This window comes from Arthrobacter sp. UCD-GKA, from assembly GCF_001863355.1.
GTDB lineage: Bacteria > Actinomycetota > Actinomycetes > Actinomycetales > Micrococcaceae > Paeniglutamicibacter.
Genome location: NZ_MOLR01000004.1, coordinates 494997 through 520493 on the forward strand (window position 1 = coordinate 494997; position 25497 = coordinate 520493).

At 62.3% G+C, this 25497-nt stretch carries 24 protein-coding genes and 1 pseudogene; 14 read left to right on the forward strand and 11 right to left on the reverse strand.

Annotated features, from left to right (window positions below):
* Window positions 1-2: 2 nt before the first annotated feature.
* From BLJ79_RS08585 to BLJ79_RS08595, 3 genes are read right to left on the reverse strand one after another with little or no spacing between them, the layout of a single operon-like run.
* Complete coding sequence (locus tag BLJ79_RS08585) at window positions 3-1187, reverse strand: thiolase family protein (RefSeq protein ID WP_071214284.1); 1185 nt, start codon at window positions 1185-1187, stop codon at window positions 3-5.
* A complete protein-coding gene (locus BLJ79_RS08590) occupies window positions 1187-1936 on the reverse strand; it encodes an SDR family NAD(P)-dependent oxidoreductase (protein ID WP_071214285.1) in 750 nt (249 codons plus the stop codon). The genes BLJ79_RS08585 and BLJ79_RS08590 overlap by 1 nt, the downstream gene beginning before the upstream one ends.
* On the reverse strand, window positions 1937-3103 hold the full coding sequence (locus BLJ79_RS08595) for an acyl-CoA dehydrogenase family protein (RefSeq protein WP_071214286.1): 1167 nt from the start codon (window positions 3101-3103) through the stop codon (window positions 1937-1939).
* 234 nt (window positions 3104-3337) lie between these two features.
* Here BLJ79_RS08595 and BLJ79_RS08600 point away from each other — a divergent pair, with 234 nt between their 5' ends.
* Window positions 3338-4111 carry a FadR/GntR family transcriptional regulator gene (locus BLJ79_RS08600; protein ID WP_071214287.1) on the forward strand — a complete coding sequence of 258 codons (774 nt, stop codon included), beginning with the start codon at window positions 3338-3340 and terminating at the stop codon, window positions 4109-4111.
* Between the two features lie 67 nt (window positions 4112-4178).
* Here the strand turns inward: BLJ79_RS08600 and BLJ79_RS08605 are convergent, their stop codons facing one another.
* The 3 genes from BLJ79_RS08605 to BLJ79_RS08615 all read right to left on the reverse strand — a co-directional run bounded on the left by BLJ79_RS08605 (window position 4179) and on the right by BLJ79_RS08615 (window position 7789).
* Window positions 4179-5840, reverse strand: coding sequence for an AMP-binding protein (locus BLJ79_RS08605; protein WP_071214522.1), 1662 nt, complete (start codon window positions 5838-5840; stop codon window positions 4179-4181).
* Window positions 5841-5942: 102 nt separating this feature from the next.
* Window positions 5943-6728: an enoyl-CoA hydratase/isomerase family protein gene (locus BLJ79_RS08610; RefSeq protein WP_071214288.1), complete on the reverse strand. Its 786-nt coding sequence runs from the start codon at window positions 6726-6728 to the stop codon at window positions 5943-5945.
* Between the two features lie 83 nt (window positions 6729-6811).
* Window positions 6812-7789, reverse strand: coding sequence for a quinone oxidoreductase family protein (locus BLJ79_RS08615; protein ID WP_071214289.1), 978 nt, complete (start codon window positions 7787-7789; stop codon window positions 6812-6814).
* Window positions 7790-7931: 142 nt separating this feature from the next.
* Between BLJ79_RS08615 and BLJ79_RS08620 the strand changes: the two genes are divergently transcribed.
* Together BLJ79_RS08620 and BLJ79_RS08625 are read left to right on the forward strand one after the other, a co-directional pair.
* Entirely contained in the window at window positions 7932-8504 is a 573-nt protein-coding gene (locus BLJ79_RS08620; protein ID WP_071214290.1) for a TetR/AcrR family transcriptional regulator, read from the forward strand.
* A gap of 52 nt (window positions 8505-8556) precedes the next feature.
* The gene (locus BLJ79_RS08625) at window positions 8557-9540 is read left to right on the forward strand and encodes an NADPH:quinone oxidoreductase family protein (protein ID WP_071214291.1); all 984 of its coding nucleotides are present in this window, start codon (window positions 8557-8559) and stop codon (window positions 9538-9540) included.
* A 60-nt stretch (window positions 9541-9600) separates the two neighbouring features.
* Here the strand turns inward: BLJ79_RS08625 and BLJ79_RS08630 are convergent, their stop codons facing one another.
* Complete coding sequence (locus tag BLJ79_RS08630; RefSeq protein ID WP_071214292.1) at window positions 9601-11268, reverse strand: AMP-binding protein; 1668 nt, start codon at window positions 11266-11268, stop codon at window positions 9601-9603.
* A gap of 227 nt (window positions 11269-11495) precedes the next feature.
* Here BLJ79_RS08630 and BLJ79_RS08635 point away from each other — a divergent pair, with 227 nt between their 5' ends.
* From BLJ79_RS08635 to BLJ79_RS08655, 5 genes and pseudogenes are all read left to right on the forward strand, one after another.
* On the forward strand, window positions 11496-12818 hold the full coding sequence (locus tag BLJ79_RS08635) for an MFS transporter (protein ID WP_071214293.1): 1323 nt from the start codon (window positions 11496-11498) through the stop codon (window positions 12816-12818).
* Window positions 12815-14002, forward strand: coding sequence for a thiolase family protein (locus BLJ79_RS08640; RefSeq protein WP_071214294.1), 1188 nt, complete (start codon window positions 12815-12817; stop codon window positions 14000-14002). Before BLJ79_RS08635 ends, BLJ79_RS08640 begins: the two co-directional genes overlap by 4 nt.
* A gap of 20 nt (window positions 14003-14022) precedes the next feature.
* The gene (locus tag BLJ79_RS08645) at window positions 14023-14805 is read left to right on the forward strand and encodes a tyrosine-protein phosphatase (RefSeq protein ID WP_071214295.1); all 783 of its coding nucleotides are present in this window, start codon (window positions 14023-14025) and stop codon (window positions 14803-14805) included.
* Window positions 14802-15455, forward strand: coding sequence for an NUDIX hydrolase (locus BLJ79_RS08650; RefSeq protein ID WP_071214296.1), 654 nt, complete (start codon window positions 14802-14804; stop codon window positions 15453-15455). The genes BLJ79_RS08645 and BLJ79_RS08650 overlap by 4 nt, the downstream gene beginning before the upstream one ends.
* Window positions 15456-15567: 112 nt before the next feature.
* Window positions 15568-16039, forward strand: a pseudogene (locus BLJ79_RS08655) (very short patch repair endonuclease).
* Window positions 16040-16213: 174 nt separating this feature from the next.
* On the opposite strand, the gene BLJ79_RS08660 reads toward BLJ79_RS08655, so the two are convergent.
* Window positions 16214-17044, reverse strand: a complete 831-nt coding sequence (locus tag BLJ79_RS08660) for a polyphosphate polymerase domain-containing protein (protein WP_071214297.1) — start codon at window positions 17042-17044, stop codon at window positions 16214-16216.
* A 2-nt stretch (window positions 17045-17046) separates the two neighbouring features.
* Window positions 17047-17715 carry a DUF4956 domain-containing protein gene (locus tag BLJ79_RS08665; RefSeq protein WP_071214523.1) on the reverse strand — a complete coding sequence of 223 codons (669 nt, stop codon included), beginning with the start codon at window positions 17713-17715 and terminating at the stop codon, window positions 17047-17049.
* A 405-nt stretch (window positions 17716-18120) separates the two neighbouring features.
* Here BLJ79_RS08665 and BLJ79_RS08670 point away from each other — a divergent pair, with 405 nt between their 5' ends.
* From BLJ79_RS08670 to BLJ79_RS08695, 6 genes are all read left to right on the forward strand, one after another.
* The gene (locus BLJ79_RS08670) at window positions 18121-18897 is read left to right on the forward strand and encodes a DeoR/GlpR family DNA-binding transcription regulator (protein WP_071214298.1); all 777 of its coding nucleotides are present in this window, start codon (window positions 18121-18123) and stop codon (window positions 18895-18897) included.
* Window positions 18894-19874: a 1-phosphofructokinase family hexose kinase gene (locus tag BLJ79_RS08675; protein WP_071214299.1), complete on the forward strand. Its 981-nt coding sequence runs from the start codon at window positions 18894-18896 to the stop codon at window positions 19872-19874. The genes BLJ79_RS08670 and BLJ79_RS08675 overlap by 4 nt, the downstream gene beginning before the upstream one ends.
* Window positions 19871-21940, forward strand: coding sequence for a PTS fructose transporter subunit IIABC (locus tag BLJ79_RS08680; RefSeq protein WP_071214300.1), 2070 nt, complete (start codon window positions 19871-19873; stop codon window positions 21938-21940). Before BLJ79_RS08675 ends, BLJ79_RS08680 begins: the two co-directional genes overlap by 4 nt.
* A gap of 48 nt (window positions 21941-21988) precedes the next feature.
* Window positions 21989-22264, forward strand: coding sequence for an HPr family phosphocarrier protein (locus BLJ79_RS08685; protein WP_071214301.1), 276 nt, complete (start codon window positions 21989-21991; stop codon window positions 22262-22264).
* Window positions 22265-22542: 278 nt separating this feature from the next.
* On the forward strand, window positions 22543-22791 hold the full coding sequence (locus BLJ79_RS08690; protein ID WP_071214524.1) for a type II toxin-antitoxin system Phd/YefM family antitoxin: 249 nt from the start codon (window positions 22543-22545) through the stop codon (window positions 22789-22791).
* Window positions 22792-22794: 3 nt separating this feature from the next.
* Window positions 22795-23049, forward strand: coding sequence for a Txe/YoeB family addiction module toxin (locus BLJ79_RS08695; protein ID WP_071214302.1), 255 nt, complete (start codon window positions 22795-22797; stop codon window positions 23047-23049).
* Window positions 23050-23425: 376 nt separating this feature from the next.
* Here BLJ79_RS08695 and BLJ79_RS08700 read toward each other — a convergent pair whose 3' ends face one another.
* Both BLJ79_RS08700 and BLJ79_RS08705 read right to left on the reverse strand, forming a co-directional pair.
* Window positions 23426-24955, reverse strand: a complete 1530-nt coding sequence (locus BLJ79_RS08700) for a tripartite tricarboxylate transporter permease (protein WP_071214303.1) — start codon at window positions 24953-24955, stop codon at window positions 23426-23428.
* Window positions 24952-25482, reverse strand: coding sequence for a tripartite tricarboxylate transporter TctB family protein (locus tag BLJ79_RS08705; protein ID WP_071214304.1), 531 nt, complete (start codon window positions 25480-25482; stop codon window positions 24952-24954). Before BLJ79_RS08705 ends, BLJ79_RS08700 begins: the two co-directional genes overlap by 4 nt.
* Window positions 25483-25497: the final 15 nt, after the last annotated feature.

The following is a 25497-nucleotide window of genomic DNA, read 5'->3' on the forward strand; positions in this document are numbered from 1 at the left end:
CGCTAAACCCTTTGGATAAGGGTCGCGGTTCCCAGTCCGCCGCCACAGCACATGGTGACAAGACCTATTTCTACGTCGCGGCGTTCCATTTCAGCCAGCAGCGTGGCAAAGAGACGCGACCCGGTGGCACCGACGGGGTGTCCCAATGCGATGGCTCCGCCGTTGACGTTGACCCTGTCCATGTCCGGCTTCAGTTCCTGTTCCCAAGCGAGCACCACGGAGCTGAAGGCCTCGTTAATCTCAATCAGGTCGATGTCGTTGATGGTCATCGCATTTCGTTCGAGCAACTTGTGGGTGGCGGGAATCGGCCCGGTGAGCATCATAATGGGATCAACTCCCACCGTGGTCTGGTCCAGGATCCGGGCCCGTGGAACCAATCCGTGACGTTCGGTGGCGTCGCGGGAGGCGAGCAGGAGTCCCGCTGCCCCGTCACTGATCGGTGAGGCGCTTCCGGCGGTGACCCTGCCGTTGTCCTGTCGGAAAACGGTCTTGAGTCCCCCTAGTGTCTCGGCGGTGGTTCCGGGGCGGATCGTCTGGTCGCTGGAGCGTGTTTCACCGGCCAGGTGAAGCGGGATCATTTCCCGTTCAAAGCGTCCCTGCGCCACAGCATCCGCTGCGCGTTGGTGCGAAAGAACAGCAAAGTCATCCATGTGTTGGCGGGTGATGCCCCATTGGTCGGCAATCAACTCGGCACTCTCGCCCTGATTGACAAAGGCAAAACGCTCGCGCAGGGCCGGTGGCCAGGGCTCGCCATAGAGCTCGGAAATCTTGGCCGGGGAATTCATTGGCACGTGGTCCATGTGTTCCACTCCGCCGGCAATGGCGATATCGTGCGTTCCTGAGGCGATGAGGGCTGCAGCCATTTCCACGGCGGTCTGTGCCGATCCGCAACGCCGGTCCAGCACGGTTGCCGGGACTTCCACGGGGTATCCGGCCTGCAGCCAGGCGTTGCGTCCGATATTGCGGGATTGTTCACCGAAGGGTGCCGTGCACCCAATAATGAGGTCTTCGACCGCCGATGCCGGCAGCCCGGTGCGTTCAAGCAGAGCAGTGTAGACCGATCCGAGCATTTCGTTGGGATGGGTATCGCGGTACCAGCCGCGATCTGCGTTCGACTTGCCCATCGGAGTGCGCAAAGCCTCCACGATAAGGGCTTCACGGCCGTGCGTGGTAAATGGGTTGGACATCAAATCACCGTTCCACCGTCGACGGGCAGTACTTGCCCGGTAATGTATGAGGCTGCATCGGAAGCGAAGAACACGAAGCTTGGCGCAATTTCATCGGCCTCGGCCCAGCGCCCAAGAGCGATCCTGGCCAGTTGCTTTTCGGCTAGTTTCTCGTTGGTGCGCACGGTCTGGGTCATGTTGGTGGCCGCCAGAGGTGCAAGGGCGTTGACCGTGATCTGCTTGCGTGCCAATTCACGGGCCAGCGACTTGGTCAAGCCAATCACACCCGCCTTGGCTGCGCCGTAGTTGACTTGGCCGATGGTACCGACCAGACCGGCGGCCGAGGTGACGTTGATGATGCGTCCCGTGCCGTCCTGGGCAAGATGCTCCAGCGCGGCTTGTGAGACGGTGAACGTTCCACCAACATGGACATTGAGCACAAAGTCGAAGTTTTCGCTGGTCATCTTCGGGAACATGGCCGGAGCAATGGCACCGGCATTGTTCACCACAATGTGAAGCACCCCACCGGTGAGCGCGGCAGCCTGGGCGGCAGCGGCTTGCGCCTGCAGCTTGTTTCGTACATCAAGGACCGCGTGCTCCGCCAATCCGCCTTCTGCGTTGATTCCGTCGGCAATGTTCTTTGCGGAAGCTTCATCGATGTCGGTAACCACGACCGCGGCACCGGCCTTTGCAAGGGCGCGGGCCACGCTGGCACCGATCCCGTTTCCGGCACCCGTCACGAGGGCAGATCTTCCTTTGAGACTAAACACTTAGTAGCTCCTTGGCATCTTTAAGACGTGGGATCCGAGGTAGTTGAGGATCATTTCCTGGCTAATTGGTGCAATACGGGTGAGTCGGGCCTCGCGGAAGTAGCGTGCGACATTGTATTCCTCGGAGTATCCCATGCCGCCGTGGGTCTGTAGTGCGCGGTCAGCGGCATCGAAGCCCGCGTCTGCGCAGAGGTACTTGGCGGTGTTGGCTTCCCTGGCACAGGGCAGCCCGTTGTCGTAAAGCCAGGTTGCCTTGCGCAACATGAGTTCTGCAGCATCAAGCCGGGCCAGCGAATCGGCCAGCGGGAATTGGATCCCCTGGTTTTTGCCAATGGGTCGTCCGAAGACCTCACGTTCGTTGGCGTATTGCACTCCTGCGCGCAGTGAGGCACGGCCGATGCCCAGGGCCTCGGCGGCAACCAGCATGCGTTCGGGATTCAGGCCATCGAGGATATATTTGAAGCCTTTCCCTTCCTCGCCAATGCGGTGTGCCGCCGGAACCCGGAGATTGTCAATGAACAATTCATTCGACGTGATCGCGTTGCGTCCCATTTTCTTAATGGGGCGAATATCCACGTGGTCACGGTCAAGGTCAGTGAGGAAAAGCGTCAACCCATCGGTCTTCTTGTCCGAGTCCTCAAACTTGGAGGTTCGGGTGAGCAGCAGGATCTTCTCGGATTCCATGGCCTTGGAGATCCAGACCTTGCGTCCGCTGACGATGTAGTCATCCCCGTCCCGTTTGGCAAACGTAGTGATGCGGGTCGTGTCGAGCCCTGCCTCGGGTTCGGTAACCCCGAAGCACACATGCAGGTCGCCATTCACGATGCGTGGGAGGGTCTCGCGTTTCATCTCTTCCGAGCCGTGCACAATCACAGGGTGCATTCCGAAGATCGATAGGTGCATCGAGCTTGCGGCGTTCATGCCGCCGCCCGAAGCTGCAACCTCTTCCAACAAGATTGAGGCCTCAGTGATACCAAAGCCGTGCCCACCATATTCCTCGGGAGTGGTGATTCCCAACCAGCCGCCGTCCGCGAATGCTTTGTAGAACTCCGAGGGGAATTCGTGGTTGAGGTCTTTTTCCATCCAATATTGGTCATCAAATTTGGATGCCAGCTTTGCGACCGCTTCCTTGATGGTCTGCTGGTCCTCAGTCAATGCAAAGTCCATGGGTCTGCCTCGCTTATCCGGAAAGTCCTCTTGGGTAACGTCCGCCACCCTTATTTGGCTTAATCGTATCAAAGGTCAGACCGAATAGAAAGAAGTTTCATCGCCTGCGGCTTCGTCTACTCTCGGGTAAGGTTATTTATCAGACCATTACGCGCATTCCGACGGCCCACCCGGGCATAGTACCCTCGCGGACAACCTGCCAGCGAGGCCAGATCAGAAGGTACGAGGACAACCATGAGTCTCACCAATAAGGCCGTGACAACGACCGGCGTCCGAGCGACTCTGACTCCACTGCAGGTTCCGAAGGCATCCGACGTTCTTGCAGACGACATGCGTGAACGGATCCTTCGCGGCGAATTTCCCGAAGGCACTTCGCTCCCCCCGGAGCGTGAACTTGTGGCGCAAACTGCCATGAGCCGGACTACGGTGCGCGAAGCCCTAAGAATTCTTGAGGTCCAAGGACTCGTCCAGATTCGCACTGGCCGCTCCGGCGGCGCTTTTGTTTGCCGGCCGGGCAAGGAATCGGTGGCCAACTCGGTAAACCTGTTAATCCGGGGTCGCCATGTTCTCCTCGCTGACCTCTTGGAGACCCGCGAAGCTATCGAGCCTGCTTGCGCAAAATTAGCGGCGAAACACCGCACCGACGAGGATCTTGAAATTCTGGATCGACTCAACGATGACATTGCCAACGAATCCGGCTCACTCGCTGAATTCCTTCAGGCCAACGTCGATTGGCACACTGCCGTTGCCGCAGCGAGTCACAATGAGCTGCTGTCTGGAATGATGCTGGCACTGTCCCACTCCATTTTTGACGCCACCAACAACCAAGGCTTTATCGATTCCACGGTCAGGGAAACGACTGCACGGGCCCACCGCTCTATCACCAAGGCAATCCGTGATCGCGACCAGGAAGCGGCAGTGCGGCGTATGACCCGCCATGTGCATTCCTATGCGAAGGCCGTGGTCGAAGTCGAGGACCGCACGGAAATCGAACTGACCGAACACTAGATTGCAACAGTAAAGTGCGGGTGCGATTTCATCGCACCCGCACTTTACTGACTATTTTCCTTGGTCGTTATTTCTCAGCCGATGCGAGCAACCGTTCGGCAATGCGCTCACGCAGGACGTTCTTCTGGATCTTCCCGGTCGGCGTCGAGGGCATCTCGTCCAGAATCTCGAGGCGCTCCGGGACCTTCTGGATGGCTAGCCCCTTGTCCAAGAGATATCCCTTGATCTCTTCCAAGCTCAGGCGGTTACCTTCGTCTTGCAAAGTCAGGTAACAGCAGGCACGCTCACCCATGGTGGGATCCGGCATGGCGACCACTGCCACTTGGTCCACACCCGGGTGCCCCGCCAACAGGTCTTCGACCTCGCGGACACTGATGTTCATTCCACCGCGGATCACGATGTCCTTGAGTCGGCCCGTGACCCGGACGTACCCATCTTCGTCCATGCGCCCCAGGTCCCCCGAGCGGGAGAAACCATCTTCGGTGAACATTGCGCGCTCTTCTTCGGGCATGCCAATGTACTCGAAGAGGTGCATGGACCCGTTGTACGCAATATCGCCCTCTTCGCCAAGGGGAACCTCGTGCCCCTCAAAGTCGATGATGCGCACCTCTTGGCCACGCAGGGCCTTGCCATCGCTGGTCACTGCCCGGAGCGGATCGTCATCGATGTGGCACATCGTCGTGGTGACGTTCTCTGTTCGACCGTAGAGGCTGATGATTTTCATCTGCGGGAATGCCTCCCGCGCGGCCTCAACCAGCGGGGCGGGGATGGGAGCCCCTGCCAGAGTCCAGAAGCGCATACTGCTGGCATCGTGGCGCAGGGGGTCGAAGGCGCCGAGCACGGTCTGCAAGAACGTCGAGGCATTAATTGTTCCGGTGCACTTGTATTTCTCAATGGCACGTAGTCCCTCTTCGGGGTCCCAGCGCTCCATGATATGCGTTGCGGCACCAAAGATGAGTGGGAGGATCAGGCTGGTGACCAAGCCGGTGGTATGTGTGACCGGACTTGGGCCAAACTGCACATCGGCATCGCTGTAGTTGTACTCCTCTCCCTGAATTCGGGCGCTGCAGGCCAAGGTGTTGAAACTATGCAGGCAGCCCTTGGCCTTGGAAGTCGTTCCGGAACTAAAAACTATTGCAAAGGCATCGTCCGGGCCCAGTCCGGAGCCGATCTCGGCCTCCAGATTGGCCAAAGGTCCGGGGACCAGAAGTTCGTCGTACGACAGTGCCCCGGCATGGGGCTTCTCGGCCCGGACCGTGATCACCGTTTCCAGGGTTTCACTTTCGCCACGCTGAGCCAGGAACATCTCCACATGGTTGAATTTGCGGTATTCCTCTACCGTGAATACCGCCTTGACTTCGGCAGTACGCAGGATATGGGAGACCTCACCGGTGCGATAGATGGGTTGGACGGGGACAATGATTGCGCCAAGGCGGTTGATGGCCATGCTGATGGCCGCGAACTCCGCCCAGCTCGGGATCTGCACAGCCACGGAGTCCCCGGCGCCGATGCCCTGTCGGTGCAGTCCAGCGGCAAGGCGCACCGCAATTTCGTGGACCTCGGCAAAAGTGAAGGTCTTCGTCGAATCGCTGATGAAGACCTTTTCGGGCCGGATCCGGTTCTGCTTCTCCAGCTCACCGAACATCGTCAGTCGATCCCATAACCCATCGCGGTAGAAGCCATCAATGTCCCGCTGGGTATAGCGATCAAGAACCGTGGCAAACGCCATGATCTCTCCTATTTCAGTCATTGTGCTGCAGAAGGCGATCCGCATCTTATGTATAAGATTATATTTGTCGGACCATTAATGCAATGGTTCGAGCACGGTCCCTTACTGTCCCGACCAGCGAGGCTCGCGTTTCTCCGAAAATGCTAGAACCCCTTCCTTGATGTCTTTGGTCGCAAACGCCAGAGCGAGCTGCCCTCGCAGATATCCCAGCGCGTCCCCCTGCGGCATATCCCGGGTCGCAGTCAAGGCATCCTTCCCGAGCCGCATCAACAACGGCGAGCGTGAAGCAAGGCGATCCACCACGCGTTGCAGTTCCTGTTCATAGTCCTCGGCCGGCACCACGGAGTTCACGATGTCCATCCGCTTGGCCTCGTCGGCGGAAATCAGCTCTCCAAGCATCATCAATTCATTGGCCTTGGCACGCGGGACGCTGCGGTAGATCAACGCCGAGATCATGAACGGGAAAACCCCCACATTGATCTCTGGGCAGCCAAAGCGGACCCCCTCCTTCGCAATGATCAGGTCACACGCCAACGCCAGTCCAAACGCCCCGGCCAAGACATCGCCCTCGGCCGCGCAGACCACGGGCTTGCCGAGCTCGCCGAGCAATTCATACAACCTCGGGAACCGATCCAGACCGTCGTACTTTTCGGTAAGTGGTGCCTCGTTGGCAAAAGCCTTGAGATTACCGCCACTGGAAAACACCTTGGTATCTGCGGAGCGTAGAACCACCACCCTCACACCGGCATCGTCACGGGCGCCCCCCAGGGCTTCGAGCAATTCATCAAGAAGCTCATCACTCAGGGCGTTGCGAGTGCTCGGGTCGTCCAACAGCAGCGTAGCGACGCCGCGTCCATCCACCGTGTACTTCACTTTGGGGCTTGCCATTTCCTCTTCCTCACTATTGATCCGTCACTGCCGACACAAACCATGGTTGCCACGCCAAGCATCGCGCCATAAAACCTGTCCCACTAATGCAACAGTGCGATACTTCCGAATCCCTCGCCCGACTCCATGCGCGTGTGGGCCAAGGCCGCGTCCTCCAGCCCGAAGACCTTGTCGATGATTGGCGGTGGCACCCGATGTTCCGCCACGAAGTCAAGCAATCCCATCATGTCTGCGGGGCTTCCCAGCGTGGTGCCGATCAGCTCGTACTGACCGAAGTAGTACGGTCGCACTGCCAAGGTTGCCTGATCCGCCACGGAGGCCCCGAGCACAACGCATCGCCCGCCGGGGCGGAGCGCTCGAACGGATTCTTCCCAGCGCCCAACCGAGTCCAGCACCAGGTCAAACCCCCTGCCCTCGGGCGTCAGCGAGCGAGCCTCATCGACCCAGCCGTCCGCAGAGTGGTTCACCCCTCCGACCGCCCCTAGATCCCGGGCGGCATTGATTTTCCCGGGCGAGTTTGATGTCACGATCACACGCGCGCCTGCGGCCGCGGCCAAGGCAATGGCAGTGGTGGCCACCCCTCCGCTGGCTCCCAAAATCAGTACCGATTCTCCGGCTTGCAGCCTGCCGCGGACGAAGAGGGCCCGGAAGACCGTCACGCCGACCAGGCCGAAGGTTGCGGCCTCCGCCACGGACAATCCCCTGGGTCGCGGCACCACACATTCGGCAGGAACCGCAATACGTTCTGCGTATGTCCCGAAGTTGTTATCCCCCACGATGGTGAAGCCCGGCGCCGGGGCCGCCTGACGCGTTCCCCAGAACATGGAGGGCAGGATGATGACCTCCTCACCGGTGTCCCGGCGAGTCCCGACACCATCCGCACCGGGCACATGGGGCAGCGGAGAGGCATAGGTGCCGCGTCGGACCAGCACGTCGTGCCAGTTCAAACCGCTCGCCTTAAGATCGACCTCAACCCAGCCCTCTGGCACCGGCGGCGCAACGATCGTTTCCAGTCGCAGCATCTCCGGCCCGCCATATTTCTGCATCACAACGGCTCTCATGGATACCTCTTCACATCAAGCATTTTTGGTCTTACCATTAGACATTATCGCAATGTTGCAAATCGAGCGAGAGGCGGCGATGGGGTTGATTTAACCATGACTTCGAGGTAACGATCGTTATCCTCGTGCTAATCTCGGCAAGATGGGTAGAGAACGAGATATTTTGCGGGCAGCCGCGGACACCTTTTACGAAAAGGGCTTCCATGGCGTGAGCGTGGACGAATTGGGCAAACGCGCAGGGCTCAGCGGTCCGGCGTTGTACCGAAGTTTCTCGGGCAAGGATGAGATTCTCTCGACCCTGCTCAACGAGGCCCTGGATGAACTAATGAGCGCGACGATTCCCGTACACGACGATCCCGCCAAGGACCTCGAGCGGGCGATCCGTCACCATGTGGATTTCGCTCTGAGACAGGGACCGATGGTGGGCATCTATCAGCGGGAGGTCCGTTCCTTGGTTGATCCGTGGAAGCGGGCTTTTTACCATCGCCGCCAGCTCTATTCGGATCGTTGGGAGGAACTTTTTCTCCGGCGCTATCCTCACTTGGATGCGGCCACCGCGGCAATTGCCACGCAGTCAACCCTGGGGACAATATTCTCCATCCCACATTGGCCCGGACGCATGCGCAATTCCGCAACAATCCTCGAACAAACACTGGCATTACTGGCCCACGGGCACCAAGCACTAGAACCGATCAAGAACATAGCCGTCACCTGACCCACTCGCCTCACTGGGGGTCGGTCACCACCATTAACTCAGGAGAGCCTAAATGCGCGCAGTTGTCATAGAAGAACTCACGGGCCCGGATGCCGCAAGCGTCCGGGAAGTACCGGAGCCCACCGGTGCGCACCCCCGGGCCAACGGCCGACGGGTACTGGTCGATGTCCACGCGGTCGGCCTTTCATTCATTGATCCCTTGCAGACCCGTGGCGCCTACCAATCGGGGGTTGCTGCACCCTACATCGCCGGCAGCGAATTGTCGGGCGTTGTCTTGGAAGCACCGGAAGACTCGTGGATTTCCGCGGGTGATCGGGTTGCTGGCATCGTCTGGCAGGGTGCCATGGCGGACCGCGCCCTTGCAATCGACGACTATCTGGTCAAGCTGCCCGATCATGTCGGCTTTGCCGAGGGAGCGGGCATCTGCATGAACTATTCCACGGCCTGGTATGCGCTGGAAAGCTCGAAGGCAAAGCCCGGGGACACCATCCTCGTCCAGGGCGCGGCCGGCGGAGTGGGTACCGCCGTGCTCGATCTGGCACCGGCATTCGGGCTTAAGAGCATCGCGGTGGTCTCATCCGACGAGAAGGCCGAGCTCGCAACCTCTTGCGGCGCGGATCATGTGCTGCGCAGCGATGGCAACTGGCTCGAGGAAACCAAGGAGATCACCGGCGGGCGCGGCGTGCAAGCCTTTATCGACATGGTCGGCGGGGACCGATTCCTGGACACCGTGCGCGCCTTGGCCATTGGAGGCCACGGGGTCATCGTTGGCTTTGCCGGCGGCAGCATTCCCGAGATCAAAATCAACCGCTTGTTGCTGCGCAACCTCACGTTGACCGGGATCGCGATGGACGTCATGGAGCGCGAGCACCCCGGCACATTGGCACGTGTACGTGAGGGCGTGCAATCCCTGTTGGACCACGGAAAGATCCGCCCTGCCGTGGAACTCCGGTTTCCCTTGGAGGAAGCAGCCCAGGCACTGACTTCATTGGAGAACCGGACGGCTCTGGGCAAGGTCGTCGTCGACGTCAAGTAGGTCCACGACTTTTGGGGGAGGGCGACGGTTGGCGCCCTCCCCCAAAAACGTGCCTGCGCGCTACGAGCGCACTTGGGAAGCAGCCAACTTGGCAGCGACTTCGGCACGCAACAGGTGCTTCTGGATTTTTCCGGTTGCAGTCGTTGGCAGCTCAGATACGATCTCGACCCGCTCCGGCACCTTTTGCAAGGGCAATCCACGTTCCTGCAAGTACGCGGAGATCTGTCCCAGCCCTATTTCCCCATCGCTGGGCACGATGAAGGCACAAACTTTTTCACCCAGCCGCTCATCTGGCATCGATACCACCGCAACGTTGGCAATGCCGGGATTTTCGAGCAATTCGTCTTCAATTTCACGGGCACTGATATTCATGCCGCCTCGGATAATAATGTCCTTCATCCGGCCGGTCACTCGGACATAACCCTGGTCGTCCATCCTGCCCAGGTCCCCGGACAAGGAGTATCCGTCCGGAGTGAACAGTGCCCCGGTTTCAGCTTCATTGGCCCAGTAACCGAGCATGTGACTCGGACCGTGATAAGCAATGTCGCCTTCTTCACCGCGCGGTACCTCTTCGCCCAGCGCATCAACAATCTTCACGCTGTGCAGGCCGACTGCCCGTCCGTCCGAGTCCAGGGAATGCCCCGCGTCGTCCGTCGCGGAGCACATGGTCGTAGCAAGATTTTCCGATCGCCCATACAGGCTCAGGGTCTTGCACCCGGGAAGAAGAATAGCTGACTTGCGAACGATTGAGGCTGGGATGGGCGCCCCTGCGCATACCCAAATACGAAGCGAGGACACTGCATCCGAATCGGTCCCGAGAGCGCCCATAAGCATCTGCAGGAACGGCGTGGCTGTGACCGCTGCGGTGAGCTTGTGCTCACGAATTCGTTCGATTGCCTCGACCGGGTTCCACACCTCCATAAAATGCGAGGAGGCACCCGTGACCAGCGGGATCAGAACGCTGGTCACCAGTCCCGTGCTGTGTGTGATCGGAGAGGGACCAAATTGGATGTCATCCTCGGTGTAGTCGAGTTCCCTGGCCATCCTCACCGCACTCGAGCGAACCGTGTTCAACGTGTGGTAGCAACCCTTGGGCCTCGAAGTGGTACCGGAAGTGTAGACGATCTGGAATGGGTCGTCCGGTGAGCTGTCCGGTCCGGCTTCGATTTCAAGATCCTCGAGCGACCCCTCAGCCAAGAGTGCCGAAAACGGCGTGGCCAAGGCCGCGTCCCGCTCTGTCGTCGGGCGGGCCGACACAATATGCCGGAGCCCCGGCGCCCGGTCACGCAATGAATGGAACATTTCAACGTAGTTGAATCCGTTGAATTCCGAAGCCGTCACGGCAACGACTGCGCCGGAGTTTTCCAGGACGTAGCCCACATCTCCGGCACGATATATCGGCATGCCGGGCACGACAACCGCGCCGATGCGGGAGGTGGCGGCAGCAACCAACGGGAATTCTGTCCAATTCGGAAGCTGGGCCACGACCCTGTCCCCCGCGGAAACACCGAGTCGCTTGAACCCTACTGCCAGTCTCAGCGCCTGCTCCCGAAACTGGGCAAAGGTCAATGACGTTGTGCTATCAAAGACAAAGACTTTGTCGGGGCGGGCCTGTTCCTGCTGCAGCAATTGCTGGTAAAAGCTTTCCTGCAACCATTCGCCGTCCCGGTAGTACTGCTCAACTTCCTGCTCGGTATAGCGATCACTCACTTTAGGCTCTGTCGTCATCTCAACCCCAAATTTGGTCAGTCCATTTTAAGTCTAGTACCAAAACATACTACGCAAAAGTTCGGTATACAAGAGGCAATGCATCAACCTTCCCGGAGGTACTGACATGACGCAACAGGGAGGTTGGGGCACTGAGAGTTTGGTCTAACAATTTCTCTTTAAGACCGCTATGCTGGGCTTTCAGTGACAGATAAACCACCACTGCGGTGTTCCGCGAAAGGACGGCCATGGCGCAACCCCTGCGCGCAACCGCGCTGACATGGACCGGCACACATACCCTGGCGCTGACCGCAATACTCCTGCTGACCCTGAACTTGCGCACGGCTCTGGCATCAGTATCGCCCATTGCAGTGATGGTTGGGAGGGACGTTTCGCTCGATAGCGTTCAGCTTGGAGTACTTGGCATGGCTCCAGCCGTTGCTTTTGCTGTGTCAGGCCTTTTCAGTGCCGCGGTATCGCGGCGCACAGGGCTTGAATTAGCGCTGCTTTCTTCCCTTGCAATCATGGTTGGTGCCCACTTCGCAAGATCAATGAGCAACAACTTCGGCACCTTTCTTGTATCAACCATCATCATCCTCTTGGCCGCCGGCGTCGGCGGAATTCTCCTGCCTCCCTACATCAAACTCATGTTTGGTCCGCGTGCCGTGGCGATCAGCTCGCTCTACCTCTGCGCAATTTCCGCCAGCACTGCTCTGCCCCCGGTCCTTGCTGTCCCTGTCGCCAACGCCTTGGGCTGGAGGGCAAGCCTCAACGTCTGGACGCTGCTAGCAGCAGTCGCCCTGGTCCCTTGGTTTGTGGCGTGGTTCCGATCCCGACTCCCCGCTCGTGCAAAAGGACCCACTGCCTCCACCGAACTTGGGGCGCAATCGCCGCCGCTCACCAACGTCTTGCGTTCGCGCACCTTCTGGGCGCTGGCGCTACTGCATGCGCTCAACACATTCTTTACATTCACCGTCTTTGCATGGCTTCCGACCCTCCTGGCAGAACGGTCCGGCATGAGTGTGCGAGACTCCGGCTGGATGCTTGGCTTGTTCTCCACCATTACCGTCCCGCTCGCTTTTGCCATACCCTGGTTGATTCGCAGGGTCAACAGACAACACCGATTGATCTATTCCTTTGCAGCATGCCTCGTTGCAGGGTGGGGCGGCCTACTCCTGGTACCAACGACGGCGCCCTGGGTCTGGGTTGTTTTCATGAGCGTGGGCACCGGCTTGTTCGTGGTCTATCAGGTGTTCTTGATTCAGCGCACGAACTCACCCTCGACCACTGCGAGTACCAGCGGATACTCCCAAACCATCGGATACCTGCTCGGCGGTATTGGTCCACTGCTGGTGGGACTGCTGCACCAGTGGACCGACGGTTGGACCGTTGCCCTGCTCTTCATGCTCGGCGTTTCCCTCTTGGTCTTCGTCGTTGGGTACCTTTTCAAGGACGGGCGCAGCGTGGATCCAGCGGACCATGTGCCAACGCACTCCTCCAATTCAGAATCAACTTCCCAACAGACAGAGTCGGGACATCCCGCAGATTTCGACAAGATAGGTGAATCATGAGCACGCAACAGCAGGAAAAAATCGTCATCCTGGACGGTGCACGCACTCCCATTGGCAGCTTTGGAGGTGCCTTCAAGGACGTTCCGGGCTTTGAGCTTGGCGCAGCGGCCTCCCGCGAGGCGCTCCTGCGCTCAGGCGTGGCGGCGTCGGACATCGACGAAGTGGTAATGGGCTGCATCGGACAAGTCGGCGCCGACGCCTACAACGCCAGGCGCGTCGGCATTGCCGCCGGGTTGCCCGAATCGGTGCCCGCCTACACGGTGAACCGTCTGTGTGGCAGCGGGCTCCAAGCCATCTGGTCCGCAGCCATGCAAATGCGTTGGGGCGGTGTCGATTTTGCGCTGGCCGGCGGCAACGAATCCATGACCCGCATGCCGTTCTACGATTTTGGCGCCCGCAACGGATACCAGCTTGGCGATCGATCCCTGGTCGATGGCACCTTGGCGATCCTCACCGATCCATTCACCGGCGTTCCCATGGGCGTGACCGGGGAGAACGTGGCGAAGAAATACGGCGTCTCTCGCACCGAACAAGATGAGTTCGCACTTCAGTCCCAGCAGCGTGCCGCCGGCGCGGCCGCCCAGGCGGCATTTGCCGAGGAAATCGTCGCCTTCGACGTCACCGGACGCAAGCCGTACACGGTCAGCGTGGATGAACACCTGAAACCCGGCACAACATTGGAGGGACTCGCCCGCTTGCGCCCCGCCTTCCAAGAGGGCGGGTCCGTTACCGCGGGCAACGCTTCGGGTATCAACGACGGAGGAGCGGCTATGGTGCTGGCCCGAGAGTCGGTGGCCGTCGAACGCGGTTTGAAGGGCCTGGTGAGCATCGAAGCGGTGGCCACCGCTGCCATGGAACCGAGCCTGATGGGATACGCACCGGTGCTAGCTCTCCAAAAACTCTTCGAACAGACGGGTACGACCCCCGCGGACATTGACACCATTGAACTCAATGAGGCCTTCGCGTCCCAAGCCGTTGCGGTGATCCGGGATGCCAAGCTGGATCCGGCCAAGACCAACCCCTATGGCGGCGCCATAGCACTCGGGCACCCGGTCGGAGCCACCGGCGCCATCCTGTCACTGCGGGTCGCCAAGGACCTGGTGCGCCGCGACTTGGAGCTCGGAATCGTCACCATGTGCATCGGTGGCGGCCAGGCCCTAGCCGCACTCTTCCGCCGTTACTAAGGAACTTTAGGGGAGACCACATGTCCATCACCAATGCTGCCACCATCCCGACCCCGACCGGCATTCCGCTTGCCAATCTCCGTGATCTAGGCGGCATGCCGGTGGCAGGGGGCGGGATACTGCGTCGCAATACACTTTGGCGCTCCGATGACGTGGCGTTGGCGCCGGCCGGGCAATTGCGCGAACTCATGAGTCTGGGACTGCGCACCATCATCGATCTGCGTTCGGATCCCGAGCGCGACCGGTCCGGGCCGGGCCATGGCCCGGGATTGGGCCTGCTGCACCATCAATTGCCGCTTCTTCACGATGCCGCCGATCCCCAGTCTCTTGCCAAGCTCTTGGCAGATGTCAATACCCCACATCGCGTAGGGCTTTGGTATGCCAGTCTTTTTCGTGCGCAATCGCCACGGCTGATCGAGGCCATGTCGCTCATTGCGAAGAGCGAGGGCGGTGTCCTGTTCCACTGTGCGGCGGGGAAAGACCGCACCGGGATCCTGGCGGTGGCGATCCTCTCGGCCATAGGCGCCGACCGTGACGCCATCGTGGAGGACTACATGATCACCCAGCCGAATATGGTGAACGTGCGGTCGAGGCTGGCAGCGCTCACCCGCGGCCGCGTGGGCAGCGGCAAGGGGCCAAGAAGCGCAGAGTCGCGTCCGATCTGGCTGGCACACCGTGATAGCATCGCTTCCCTGTTGACGGAATTGGAGCACGATGGTGGTCCGCTCGAGGTCTTGCGCAGCAGCGGATTCGACCAGGACATGCAGAACGAATTGCGTGCGCGTCTGGTCGAAAACCGATGACCCTGCCCGACGAAGCCATGGCCCCGCGCCACAAGGTTGTTCCCGCCAGAAAGGCGGCCAGCGTCCTGATGCTTCGAACCAGAGAAAAGATCTTGGAGGTCTTCATCCAGCACAGGGCAACGACGATGGACTTTGCCGCGGGGATGGTGGTTTTTCCCGGTGGGCGGGTGGACCAGGCCGACCGCGTCGCGGCCTTGGAGGATCCGGCGGCTGCGGGGATCTTGGCTTCGCATGCCGCAGCGTGGCGCAATACGAGCCTTGCAGGGGCCGAGCCAAACCACGACCACTTCGAGTCCTCGGTGGTGCTTGCCGCCGCGCGCCGGGAAGTCTTCGAGGAAACCGGATGCCTGCTCGAAGCCGAGCAGTTGCGTCCCTGGGCCAATTGGGTGACCCCTCCGCAGCAGCCCAAGCGCTTTGATACCTTCTTCTACGTGGCGAGCCCTGCCCCGGGTTGCTTGCCCCGTCACCAGACTACGGAAGCGGTTTCATCCGTTTGGATGGCCGTGGAGGAAGTTCTCGCTGCCCACGAACGCGGCCAACTACGCCTAATGCTTCCCACCCAGGCACTGCTGCAAAGCGTCCTTGAAACCGGATCGCTGGAAATGATTCTTGCCGCGAACGTCCCCATCGTTCCGGTGCGTCCGCAGTGAGAGGTCGTCGGTCATATGAGTGACGGGCCTATGGTCCCCGGGCACACACCGTAATCAATGAGCGCAGAATCGAAGCATCGGCGGTTTGTCCCCGCAGCAACGCTCCCGATTCATGTCGAGGATCCGGGCCAAGGACACCAAGCCCGAGCTCTTCGTGCGCCGGCTGCTGCATGCCGCCGGGTACCGCTACCTGTTCCACGGCCGCATCCCGATCGGCGCCCTGGTGAAGTTACACCGTGACCAGCCCGATGCCCGGCTGCCCGGCTGCCCGGCTGCCCGGCGGCAAGCTACCGGGAACCCCCGACATTGTTTTTCCGGCCCGTCGGCAGGTCGTCTTCGTCAACGGCTGCTTCTGGCACCTGCACGATTGCCCCGCAGGCCGGCACGCGCCGGCGACCAACGCCCGGTTCTGGGAAGACAAACGCAACCGCACCCGCGAACGCGACGGGCAGAACGCCGACGCGCTCAAGGCCCTGGGCTGGGAATCCCTGGTGTTGTGGGAATGCGACCTCGGGGACCCGCAAGCCACCATGGAAACCCTCGCCCGGTTCCTTGGGCCACCCTCGCGACGCCTGGAATCCTAGATTTCGAAGCATTCCACTTGCTTTGCGGTCAATGGCTCACCTGTCCCGGATTTTTGCCTGCCGATGCGCCGTTGCAAGACCAAGAGTTTTCTTGGGCTGCCCTGCACACAGCAACGGAGCGTCGTGGCTCCACCAGGCGATGGTGGGGCCACGACGCTCCGTTGAATCCGCTGCTTAGACCGACAATCGCCGCGGGGTGCGGTTCCAGCCGAAGTTCTGCCTGAGCAGCCGGCTCCACTTGTTGGCGGCCAGGTGCTGGTGCAACAGCGCGATGCCGAGGCAGTACTTGCTCATACTCACCGGGCGGATACCCATCTGCGACAACGCCGAGTCCGCCGCTCCGCGTCCGCTGGCGGTCTTCGTCTCGATCACGAACAGGTCCGGACCGTGCACCGCGGCGTCCTCCCGGGAATACACGAGGTTCACGTCGCAGGTCAGCCGCTCCTCGTCCAGGGGGTTCACGAAGGTCCCGCGGACATAGTCACTTCGCATGACCGGCTCCAGGTGCGGAAGTTCCAGGTTGTACTCGGCGCGCAGTTGCGCACGCAGGAACTCGGTCGCCTCGGGGTTGATGGCATCGCGCTCGGAAACCTCGTAGGGAATCCGGTGCTTCACGGTCTGCCCGCGCAAACCCTTGAACTTCGCCTCGAACATGCACAACCCGGAATCGGCGTAGGTGCGCGTGCGGATCTTGTAGCGGCGCCGGCGCCCCTGCTTGTGCGCGGTGAACATCTCCAGGTCGGGGGTGTCGAAGTACACCGATTCGTAGGTGAACATCCGGCGTCCCTCGATCTCCATGATCCGGAAATCGGGGCCAAGCCGGGACATCAGCTCGGTGAACTGCTCGGCTGAGAGCAAGAACTTCTTATCCACCCGGGTCATCAATGCGGCCTCGCTCACGACCTCCTCAAGCGAGATCGGATCCGCCGCAGTGGCAGCCGAGTCCAACGCCCGGGCGCACGCTCCTGCCAGCACCCCGGTCCTGGAACCCTGCGTCGTGGTCATGGTCATCGCCCCCGACGCTGGGCAAGGTCCCGATCGCCTGCGGTGTGCGCCTGCGGCGTGCTTGCCGGTGTCGGGATCGATTCGATGGACGGGGCGTCAAGGAGCTCGCGACCCTTGCCGGCCACGGTGTTGGCGCGGAAGCGCACGTCCACAATGGTCAGGTCGCGGACCATGTCCAGCTCGATCACCACGGTGCGCAGCACCTTGGCATTGAGCAGCTCGGCCAGTGCGGCGTGCAGCTGGTGCTGCTGCGCATAGGCAGTGTCGAGGGTGACGGTCTGGCGCATGGTGCGTCGGCCGAAGGCCGGGTGGTCAGCGACGAACATGACCAGCACCATGGCCAGGCTCAGCGCCGGCGAAAGCCAGGCCGGGTCCGGGTGCAGCCCGTTGATCAGGCCGATCGCCAGCGAAATGAAGTAGTAGGCGACCTCTTCCTGGGTCAGGGTGTCCGAGCGAAGGCGGATGATCGACAGGATGCCGAACAGTCCCAGACCCAGGCCGGCTCCGGCTCCGGAACCGTTGAGCAGCATCGTCACCCCGAAGATGCCGAAGTTCAGTGCCAGGTAGGCCAGCGCAAGGTCCTTGCGGAAGTGCCGGCGGTAGTAGATGCCGCATACCAGGACCAGCATCGCAACCATGTTGGCTGCCAGGGCTATCCAAAAGTTCTGCATATCGAACTCCTTCATCTCAGGTGTTGTTCATTCACTGTCTGACTAGGACGGTATTGATTCTTTATGAGATGAAAAGGAGTTTTTGATGAGAGGGCTCTCATGAAGGAGCGGCAAACATTGGATGTACCGCGGATTAACCGGGACCCCACGATCCGGCGGATTCCCGGCGGAAGGTCCTGAACCAGCGGCTCCACACACCCGGAGGCAACACCATCAACAGGCCCTCAACGCAGAAACCGAATGGCCACATGCGCCGAACACGGCTGGCGATTCGCCCAGAAAGCGGGCACATCCACAGGCAATCCCACATCTTCCGCGCAAACCACTTGACGTTGCCACACAAACGGGCATAAAGTCATTCAAACACAGATTCATGTGTGACACGTCACTGGATGCGAGGAAGCCATGTTCGCCGAAGAACGGCACCGACTGATCAACGAGATGATCGCCGGCAACGGGAAGGTCACCGTCGCCGAACTTTCGGCACGCTTCGAGATCACCCGCGAAACCGTGCGGCGTGATTTGGCCCAGCTCGAGTCCGAGGGCACGCTGCGCCGCGTCCACGGCGGGGCCGTGGCCACCCAGGCGGTGAGCACACGGGAGGAAAGCCACGACGAACGAACCACCATCCACTCCGAGGCCAAGGCACGCATCGCCCAGGCCGCCCACCTGCTCCTGCCCGCCGAGGGCGTCTCGGTCATGCTCGACGCCGGAACCACCACCGAGATCCTGGCCGGGCTGATCGCCCGGAACTCGTTCAACACCCCCTCGCTGGTCATCACCCACGCGCTGCCCATCGCACAGCGCCTGGCCGGAAACTCGCAGATCCCGCTGGAGCTCATCGGTGGCCGGGTGCGCGGTCTGACCAGCGCCGCCACCGGCGCCGGAACCGTCGAGCAGTTCTCCCGGCTCAGCGCCGACGTGGCCTTCATCGGCACCAACGCCCTGCACTCCAGCTTCGGCCTGAGCACCCCCGACCCCATGGAGGCCACGGTCAAGACCGCCATGGTCGCCAGCGCCCAGCGCGTGATCGTGCTGGCGGATTCCTCCAAATTCGAAAGGCTCACCCTCGTGCAATTCGCGAAACTCGACGCAATCGACACCCTGGTCACCGATGCCGCCCCGACCGGCGAGCTGGCTGCGGCCCTCGAGGCCGCCGACGTGGAGGTGGTGCTGGCATGATCGTCACCCTGACCATGAACCCCGCCCTGGACAAGACCATCGAACTGGGCGCCGCACTGGCGCACGGAGACGTGCAGCGCTCGCGCGGCAGCCACCTCCAGGCCGCGGGCAAGGGCGTGAACGTCTCGCGCGCCATCGCCCAGGCCGGGGTCAAGACCCTGGCGGTGCTGCCCGGGGCCGGCACCGACCCGCTGCTGCGCCAACTGATCCTGGACGACGTCGACCACCGCTCGGTGCACATCGACCACCTGCTGCGCACCAACATCACCATCACCGACCCCGACGGCACCACCACCAAGATCAACGAACAGGGCCCGGTGCTCAACTCCGCGGTGCTTCAGGAACTGGTGCGCGTGGTCGTGGAGGTTTCCCGGACCGCGACCTGGCTCGTGCTGGCCGGCTCGCTGCCCCCGGGCGTGGAACCGGGCTTCTACGCGGACCTGGTGGCCACGGTCCGCACGGCCCTGGGCGATGCGGCACCGAAGATCGCTGTGGACACCTCCGAGGCCCCGCTGCGTGCGCTCTTCGCCGACGGCGTCACCACCCTGCCTGACCTGGTCAAGCCCAACGCCGAGGAACTGGCCGAGCTCACCGGCCAGGGCATGGCCGCCGGCTTCGAGGACTCCCCAATCGCCGCCGCCACCGCAGCCCGGACACTGGTCGACCGCGGGGTCGGTGCCGTGCTGGCAACCCTGGGCGCCGGGGGCGCGGTGCTGGTCACCGACGAGGGAGCGTGGACCGCCAGCCACGCGCCCATCGTCCCGCGCTCCACCGTCGGCGCGGGTGACTCGGCCCTGGCCGGGTACCTGCTGGCCGATGTCGCCGGATACTCCCCGGCCCACTGCCTGTCCCGTGCCGTGGCCTACGGGTCCGCTGCCGCGTCCCTTCCGGGCTCCGCCATTCCCACCCCCAACCAGCTGGCTCCCGACGCCGTCACCGTCGCCGAGCTGTCCAACACCCCAAGGACGACGTCATGATCGAACTCATCAACCGGGCTCTTGTCAGCCTGGACGCAGATCTCGGCACCACCACCGACAACGTGATCGAACACCTCGCGTCCCTGGTCTCGTCCCAGGGCCGGGCCACCGATGCCAGTGCCCTGGCCGCCGATGCCAAGGCCCGCGAGGCCAAGACCGCCACCGGCGTGCCCGGCGGCATCGCGATCCCGCACTGCCGTTCGGCCGCGGTGCTTGAGCCCACCCTGGCCATGGCCCGGCTGGCCCCGGCCGTGGACTTCGGCGCCAAGGACGGCCCTGCGGACCTGGTGTTCTTCATCGCCGCCCCCGAGGGCGCCGACCAGGCCCACCTGAAGCTGCTCTCCAAGCTCGCCCGCGCACTGGTCAAGAAGTCCTTCACCGCCGCCCTGCGCGCCGCAACCAGCGAGGAAGAGATCGTGGAACTGGTCTCCGCGGTGCTCTCCGACGACCCGGCAGCCGCCGCCGCAGCCGTCGCGGCCACGGAAACCCCGGCTCCCGCCCCGGCAGACGATGCACCTGTGCAGCAGCCCAAGCCGAAGATCGTCGCGGTCACCGCCTGCCCCACCGGCATCGCCCACACCTACATGGCCGCCGACTCCCTGGCCCAGACCGCCGAGGAGATGGGCGTCGAATTCGCCGTCGAGACCCAGGGTTCCTCGGGCTCCACCCCGCTGCCCAAGGGAACAATCGACGCGGCCGACGCCGTGATCTTCGCCGTGGACGTGGATGTGCGCGACCGCTCCCGCTTCGCCGGCAAGCCGCTGATCCAGGTACCGGTCAAGCGCGGCATCGACGAACCGGCCAAGCTCATCAACGACGCCATCGCCGCTTCCAAGGACCCGCACGCCCGCCGCGTCCCGGCGGGCGCGGGCGCCGAGGAGCCCACCGCATCCGAGGGCACCGAATCCTTCGGCGGCGGGCTCAAGCGCGCGCTGCTGACCGGGGTTTCCTACATGATCCCGTTCGTCGCCGGAGGCGGGCTGCTCATGGCCCTGGGCTTCCTGCTCGGCGGCTACGCGATCACCGAGGTCGCCGACGACGTACTGGGCTCAAACACCCTGTTCAACCTGCCCGGTGCCGACGTCGTGACGCAGATCGGCGCCCAATTCGGCCCGCTGGGTGTCTACCTGGGTGCCGTCGCGTTCAAGATCGGCAACCTGTCGATGGCCTTCCTGGTCCCGGCGCTGGCCGGCTACATCGCCTACGCCTACGCGGATCGGCCGGGCATCGCCCCGGGCTTCACCGCCGGTGCGGTCGCCGGGTTCATGGGCGCCGGCTTCCTCGGCGGCATCGTCGGCGGCGTGCTCGCCGGCCTGGCCGCCCGCTGGATCACCTCCTGGAAGGTCCCGCGCTTCATGCGCGGGCTGATGCCGGTGGTCATCGTGCCGCTGCTGGCCTCGATCGTCGCCTCCGGGCTGATGTTCTTGCTCTTGGGCGGGCCAATCGCCAAGCTGACCGTGGCACTGAACGGCTGGCTCTCGGGCATGACCGGCACCGCCGCCATCACCTTGGGACTGATCCTGGGACTCATGATGGCCGTGGATTTGGGTGGCCCGGTCAACAAGGTCGCCTACTCCTTCGCCGTGGCCGGGCTGGGTGCCGGCTCGATCGCCGCGAACCCCGCCCCGCTGATGATCATGGCGGCGGTCATGGCCGCCGGCATGGTGCCACCGCTGGCCATGGCCCTGGCCACGGTCATCTCGCCGAAGTTGTTCACCGGTGCCGAGCGCGAAAACGGCAAGGCCGCCTGGCTGCTGGGCTTCTCGTTCATCTCCGAGGGTGCCATCCCGTTCGCCGCCTCCGACCCGCTGCGTGTCATCCCGGCCTCCATGGTCGGCGGCGGCATCACCGGGGCCATGATCATGGGCTTCCATGTGCTCTCGCAGGCCCCGCACGGCGGCATTTTCGTCTTCTTCGCCATGAACAACACCTGGCCGATGTTCCTTCTCTCCACCCTGGTGGGAACCGTGGTCTCGGCGGTCCTGGTGATCGTGCTCAAGAAGTTCGTCCGTAAGCCCATCACGCAGGCGCCGGCCGTCGCCGAACCGGTCAAGGTCGCCGCGTAAGCGGGACCAGGCAACCCCTCAAACCCACCCCAACCCAAGGAGCTCCCCATGGCAGAACGCATCGCCACCATCGCCAGCCGCGTGGGCCTGCATGCCCGCCCGGCAGCCATCTTCGCCGAGGCAGCCGGCAACGAGGACCTCGAGGTCACCATCGCCCGCGAGGGAGAGCCGGCCGAGGACGCACTCGACGCCGCCAGCATCCTGTCGCTGATGGGCTTGGGCGCCGGACACGGCACCAAGGTCGTGCTGCGGGCAGATGGCGAGGGTGCCGAGTCCGTGCTCGAGACCTTGGCCGCGATTTTGGAAACGGACCACGACGCCTAAGCGTGGTCGCTGCGCTTGAGCCCTGTGTCCCGGGTGGAACTTCTCAAGGAAGTTCCACCCGGGACATTTGCGTTTCCGAACAGATCGGCTGCGCACCGCACGAGAGCAGGCGATGCCGGTGCCTTCAACTGCTCAATGCACCTCGTGCGTGGCGCCGAGGTGTTCCCAATCCAACGTTTGCAGGACAGCTTAAGAGTCGTGCCAGCGAATGATTTGGTCGATGTCAACAGAACCCCAAAGTGGTACAATAAAGTCGTACAACCTTGGAGGTCCAGGCCATGTCGATTTCAGCCAGCGAGGCGCGAAAAACACTATTTCCTCTGATCGATCGCATCAATGAGGATCGCATCGCCGTGGAGATTGTTTCCCGCCGCGGCAACGCCGTCCTGATGCCCGCAGATGACTACGCTGCCTGGCAGGAGACAGCCTATTTGTTCCGGTCTCCGGCCAACGCCCGGCGCCTGTTGGACTCATACGAGCGCGCCACCACGGGAGAGCACTCCGAGCATGAGCTCGATCGCGATTGATCCATGAGACTCGTCTGGGATCAGTCCGCATGGGAAGACTACGTCCATTGGCAATCAGTCGACCGCAACATTCTCAAACGTATCAACAAGCTCATTGATGCCACCCTGCGCGATCCCTATGCCGGCATAGGGAAGCCTGAACAACTTAGATACGGCGCACAAGGTTCTTGGTCCCGCCGCATCACCGAAGAACACCGGCTGGTTTACCTCGTGATTCAAGATGACTTGGTGATTCTTCAAGCCAGATACCACTACTGAACAGTTCTTTCAGCCGCGTTCGTCTTGGACTTGAATGGTCTCGGCCTTCAGCCGTCGCGGAACAACTTTTCGCAATCCGCGCCCCTCCGGCGCCTTCCCCACGGCAGTTTCTGCGGAGGGCCTCGGTGCAGAATCCGTGCTCGAGACCCTGGCCACGATCCTGGAAACGGACCACGACGCATAGGTTCCGCGACTCCTTATATATAGCAACGTCCCGGGCGGGCTTCTTTTCGAAGCCCACCCGGGACGTTTCAGCATATTGAGGTACTGCTCGGGAGCGCGGTTGCCGCCGCGCTCCCGGTGGGGAGCAGCACGTGGTGCAACGCATTTTGGCTCCGCCCCCGGGTTGTCTCCGGTCGCGGGACGGATCACCGCATTACGGCTGCATCGTCGGCACCTTCTTGCCCTCGTTGGCCGCCTTGCGACGGCGGACCAACTGGCGAAGCGGTGGCAAGGTAACAGCCGCCACGGCAATGACCAGCAGCACCACGGCGATCGGGCTGGTGAAGATCGAGGCCCAGCCATCGGTCAGCAATGCGCGGCGCAGGTTCGATTCTGCCAGCGGGCCCAGGATGAGTCCCAGCACCGCCGGACCCGGAGGGAACCCGAAGCGCAGCATGAACAAACCCACCATGCCGAAGATCAGCATCATGAAGACGTCGAACACCGAGTTGTTGATCGAGTAGGTGCCGACCATGCAGAACACCAGGATGACGACCCACAGGAAGTGGTCCGGCAGCTCGAGCAGCTTGATGACGCCCTTCATGCGCAGCAGGCTCAACACCAGGGTGAGCACCGTGGCGATCAGCAGGATGGTCACCAGCGACGCGATCAAATCCGGGTGGCTGCTGAACAGGCCAGGACCGGGCTGGATGCCCCAGATCATCATCGAGCCGATCATCACGGCCATCACCGAGTCCCCGGGCACGCCCAGGGCCATGGTGGTGGTGATTGATCCGCCCAGCGTCGCGGTGGAAGAGGTGTCCCCCGCGGTCAGTCCCTCGAGCGAGCCCTTGCCGAATTCGTGCTTCTTCTTCGAGGCCTTGCGGGCGTTGTCCCAGCCGATGATCCCGGCAATGTCCCCGCCCACGGCGGGAACCAGGCCAATCACCGAACCGGTGGCGGCACCGATGGCCGTGGGCTTGGCCAGGCGCTTGAGCAGCTTGCCGTCGGGCATCCACTGGCCCATCTGGCTGATGGGCTTGATGCCCTTGCCCTTGCGGTGGGTGAGGATCTGGTTGATGACCTCGGCCAGCCCGAAGAAGCCGATGATCACCGGAATGAACGGGATTCCGCCGTTCAGTTCCAGGATGCCCATGGTGAAGCGCTGGTCCCCGGTGATGGGATCGCGCCCGACGGTGGCCAGGAACAACCCGAACGCACCGGCGGCCAGGCCCTTGAAGATCCGTCCCGAGGACACACCCACCATCATGGTCAACCCGAAGACCACCAGCGCAAACATCTCCGCCGGACCGAATTGCATGGCGAAGGCCGAAAGCGGGACCGCAGCGACCGCAAGGATCGCGATGCCGCAGATCATGCCGACCGCCGAGCCCAGCGCCGAGGTGGTCAGCGCCAGGCCGGCCTTGCCCTGGCGGGCCAGCGGGTAGCCGTCGAACGTGGTGGCTATCGAGGCCGGCGTGCCGGGGGTGTTGATCAGGATTGCGGGGATCCTGTCCCCGAACTGCGCCGCCACGTAGATGGTCAGCAGCATGGCCAGACCCTGGGTGGGTTCCATGGTGAGGGTGAACCCGGAGGCCAGGGCCACGGCCATGGTGGCGGTGACCCCGGGGAAGGCCCCGACGAGCATGCCGATGAGGATGCCGATGCCGATAATCATCAGGGTGTCGGGGGCCATCACCGCGGCGATGCCGTCGGTGACGGGTGAGGTGAAAACGGTGATCATAGCGGGACTCGCAATGCAACGATGAACAGGAAATGGAGGACCGCGGTGGTCACCGTGGGGAAGGCCAGCACGGCCTTCCAGCTGCGCCCGCCCAGGACCAGGGTGAACAGAGCGAGCGCGACAAAGGTGATGATCCAGAACTGCAGGACGTTCCACAGCAGCAGGTAGCCGATGCATACCGCCATCGTCATCCCGAACATCGCCAGCCCCGAGGTGGTGATCCGCTCCGGGACATCGGCCTTGCGGACCCCGCGCATCACGTTGTTCAGCACGATCACCGCGCCGAAGAGGATCAGTCCGGCCCCGAGCATGTTCGGCCAGAAGACCGGGCCCAGCTCCGCACTGCCGCGCACGACGATGCCCTTGCCGGCAACCAGGATCCAGATCCCCAGACCGAGGCAAGCGGCCACGGCGATCAGCTCGCGCAGGCGCACCGGAAGATCGCGGACCAGTGGTTCCTCGTGGTGGTGCGCGGACTCGATGGCCGCGTCTTGGTCGATTTCTTCAAGCGGTGGTTGGTCAGTCATGCTCTCCTCGCTGAC

Coding starts and splice junctions, on each gene's coding strand:
- BLJ79_RS08585 (WP_071214284.1), bottom strand. CDS start 1,187: ATGTCCAACCCATTTACCACGCACGGCCGTGAAGCCCTTATCGTGGAG.
- BLJ79_RS08595 (WP_071214286.1), bottom strand. CDS start 3,103: ATGGACTTTGCATTGACTGAGGACCAGCAGACCATCAAGGAAGCGGTC.
- BLJ79_RS08600 (WP_071214287.1), top strand. CDS start 3,338: ATGAGTCTCACCAATAAGGCCGTGACAACGACCGGCGTCCGAGCGACT.
- BLJ79_RS08605 (WP_071214522.1), bottom strand. CDS start 5,840: ATGGCGTTTGCCACGGTTCTTGATCGCTATACCCAGCGGGACATTGAT.
- BLJ79_RS08610 (WP_071214288.1), bottom strand. CDS start 6,728: ATGGCAAGCCCCAAAGTGAAGTACACGGTGGATGGACGCGGCGTCGCT.
- BLJ79_RS08615 (WP_071214289.1), bottom strand. CDS start 7,789: ATGAGAGCCGTTGTGATGCAGAAATATGGCGGGCCGGAGATGCTGCGA.
- BLJ79_RS08620 (WP_071214290.1), top strand. CDS start 7,932: ATGGGTAGAGAACGAGATATTTTGCGGGCAGCCGCGGACACCTTTTAC.
- BLJ79_RS08625 (WP_071214291.1), top strand. CDS start 8,557: ATGCGCGCAGTTGTCATAGAAGAACTCACGGGCCCGGATGCCGCAAGC.
- BLJ79_RS08630 (WP_071214292.1), bottom strand. CDS start 11,268: ATGACGACAGAGCCTAAAGTGAGTGATCGCTATACCGAGCAGGAAGTT.
- BLJ79_RS08635 (WP_071214293.1), top strand. CDS start 11,496: ATGGCGCAACCCCTGCGCGCAACCGCGCTGACATGGACCGGCACACAT.
- BLJ79_RS08640 (WP_071214294.1), top strand. CDS start 12,815: ATGAGCACGCAACAGCAGGAAAAAATCGTCATCCTGGACGGTGCACGC.
- BLJ79_RS08645 (WP_071214295.1), top strand. CDS start 14,023: ATGTCCATCACCAATGCTGCCACCATCCCGACCCCGACCGGCATTCCG.
- BLJ79_RS08650 (WP_071214296.1), top strand. CDS start 14,802: ATGACCCTGCCCGACGAAGCCATGGCCCCGCGCCACAAGGTTGTTCCC.
- BLJ79_RS08660 (WP_071214297.1), bottom strand. CDS start 17,044: ATGACCACGACGCAGGGTTCCAGGACCGGGGTGCTGGCAGGAGCGTGC.
- BLJ79_RS08665 (WP_071214523.1), bottom strand. CDS start 17,715: ATGCAGAACTTTTGGATAGCCCTGGCAGCCAACATGGTTGCGATGCTG.
- BLJ79_RS08670 (WP_071214298.1), top strand. CDS start 18,121: ATGTTCGCCGAAGAACGGCACCGACTGATCAACGAGATGATCGCCGGC.
- BLJ79_RS08675 (WP_071214299.1), top strand. CDS start 18,894: ATGATCGTCACCCTGACCATGAACCCCGCCCTGGACAAGACCATCGAA.
- BLJ79_RS08680 (WP_071214300.1), top strand. CDS start 19,871: ATGATCGAACTCATCAACCGGGCTCTTGTCAGCCTGGACGCAGATCTC.
- BLJ79_RS08685 (WP_071214301.1), top strand. CDS start 21,989: ATGGCAGAACGCATCGCCACCATCGCCAGCCGCGTGGGCCTGCATGCC.
- BLJ79_RS08690 (WP_071214524.1), top strand. CDS start 22,543: ATGTCGATTTCAGCCAGCGAGGCGCGAAAAACACTATTTCCTCTGATC.
- BLJ79_RS08695 (WP_071214302.1), top strand. CDS start 22,795: ATGAGACTCGTCTGGGATCAGTCCGCATGGGAAGACTACGTCCATTGG.
- BLJ79_RS08700 (WP_071214303.1), bottom strand. CDS start 24,955: ATGATCACCGTTTTCACCTCACCCGTCACCGACGGCATCGCCGCGGTG.
- BLJ79_RS08705 (WP_071214304.1), bottom strand. CDS start 25,482: ATGACTGACCAACCACCGCTTGAAGAAATCGACCAAGACGCGGCCATC.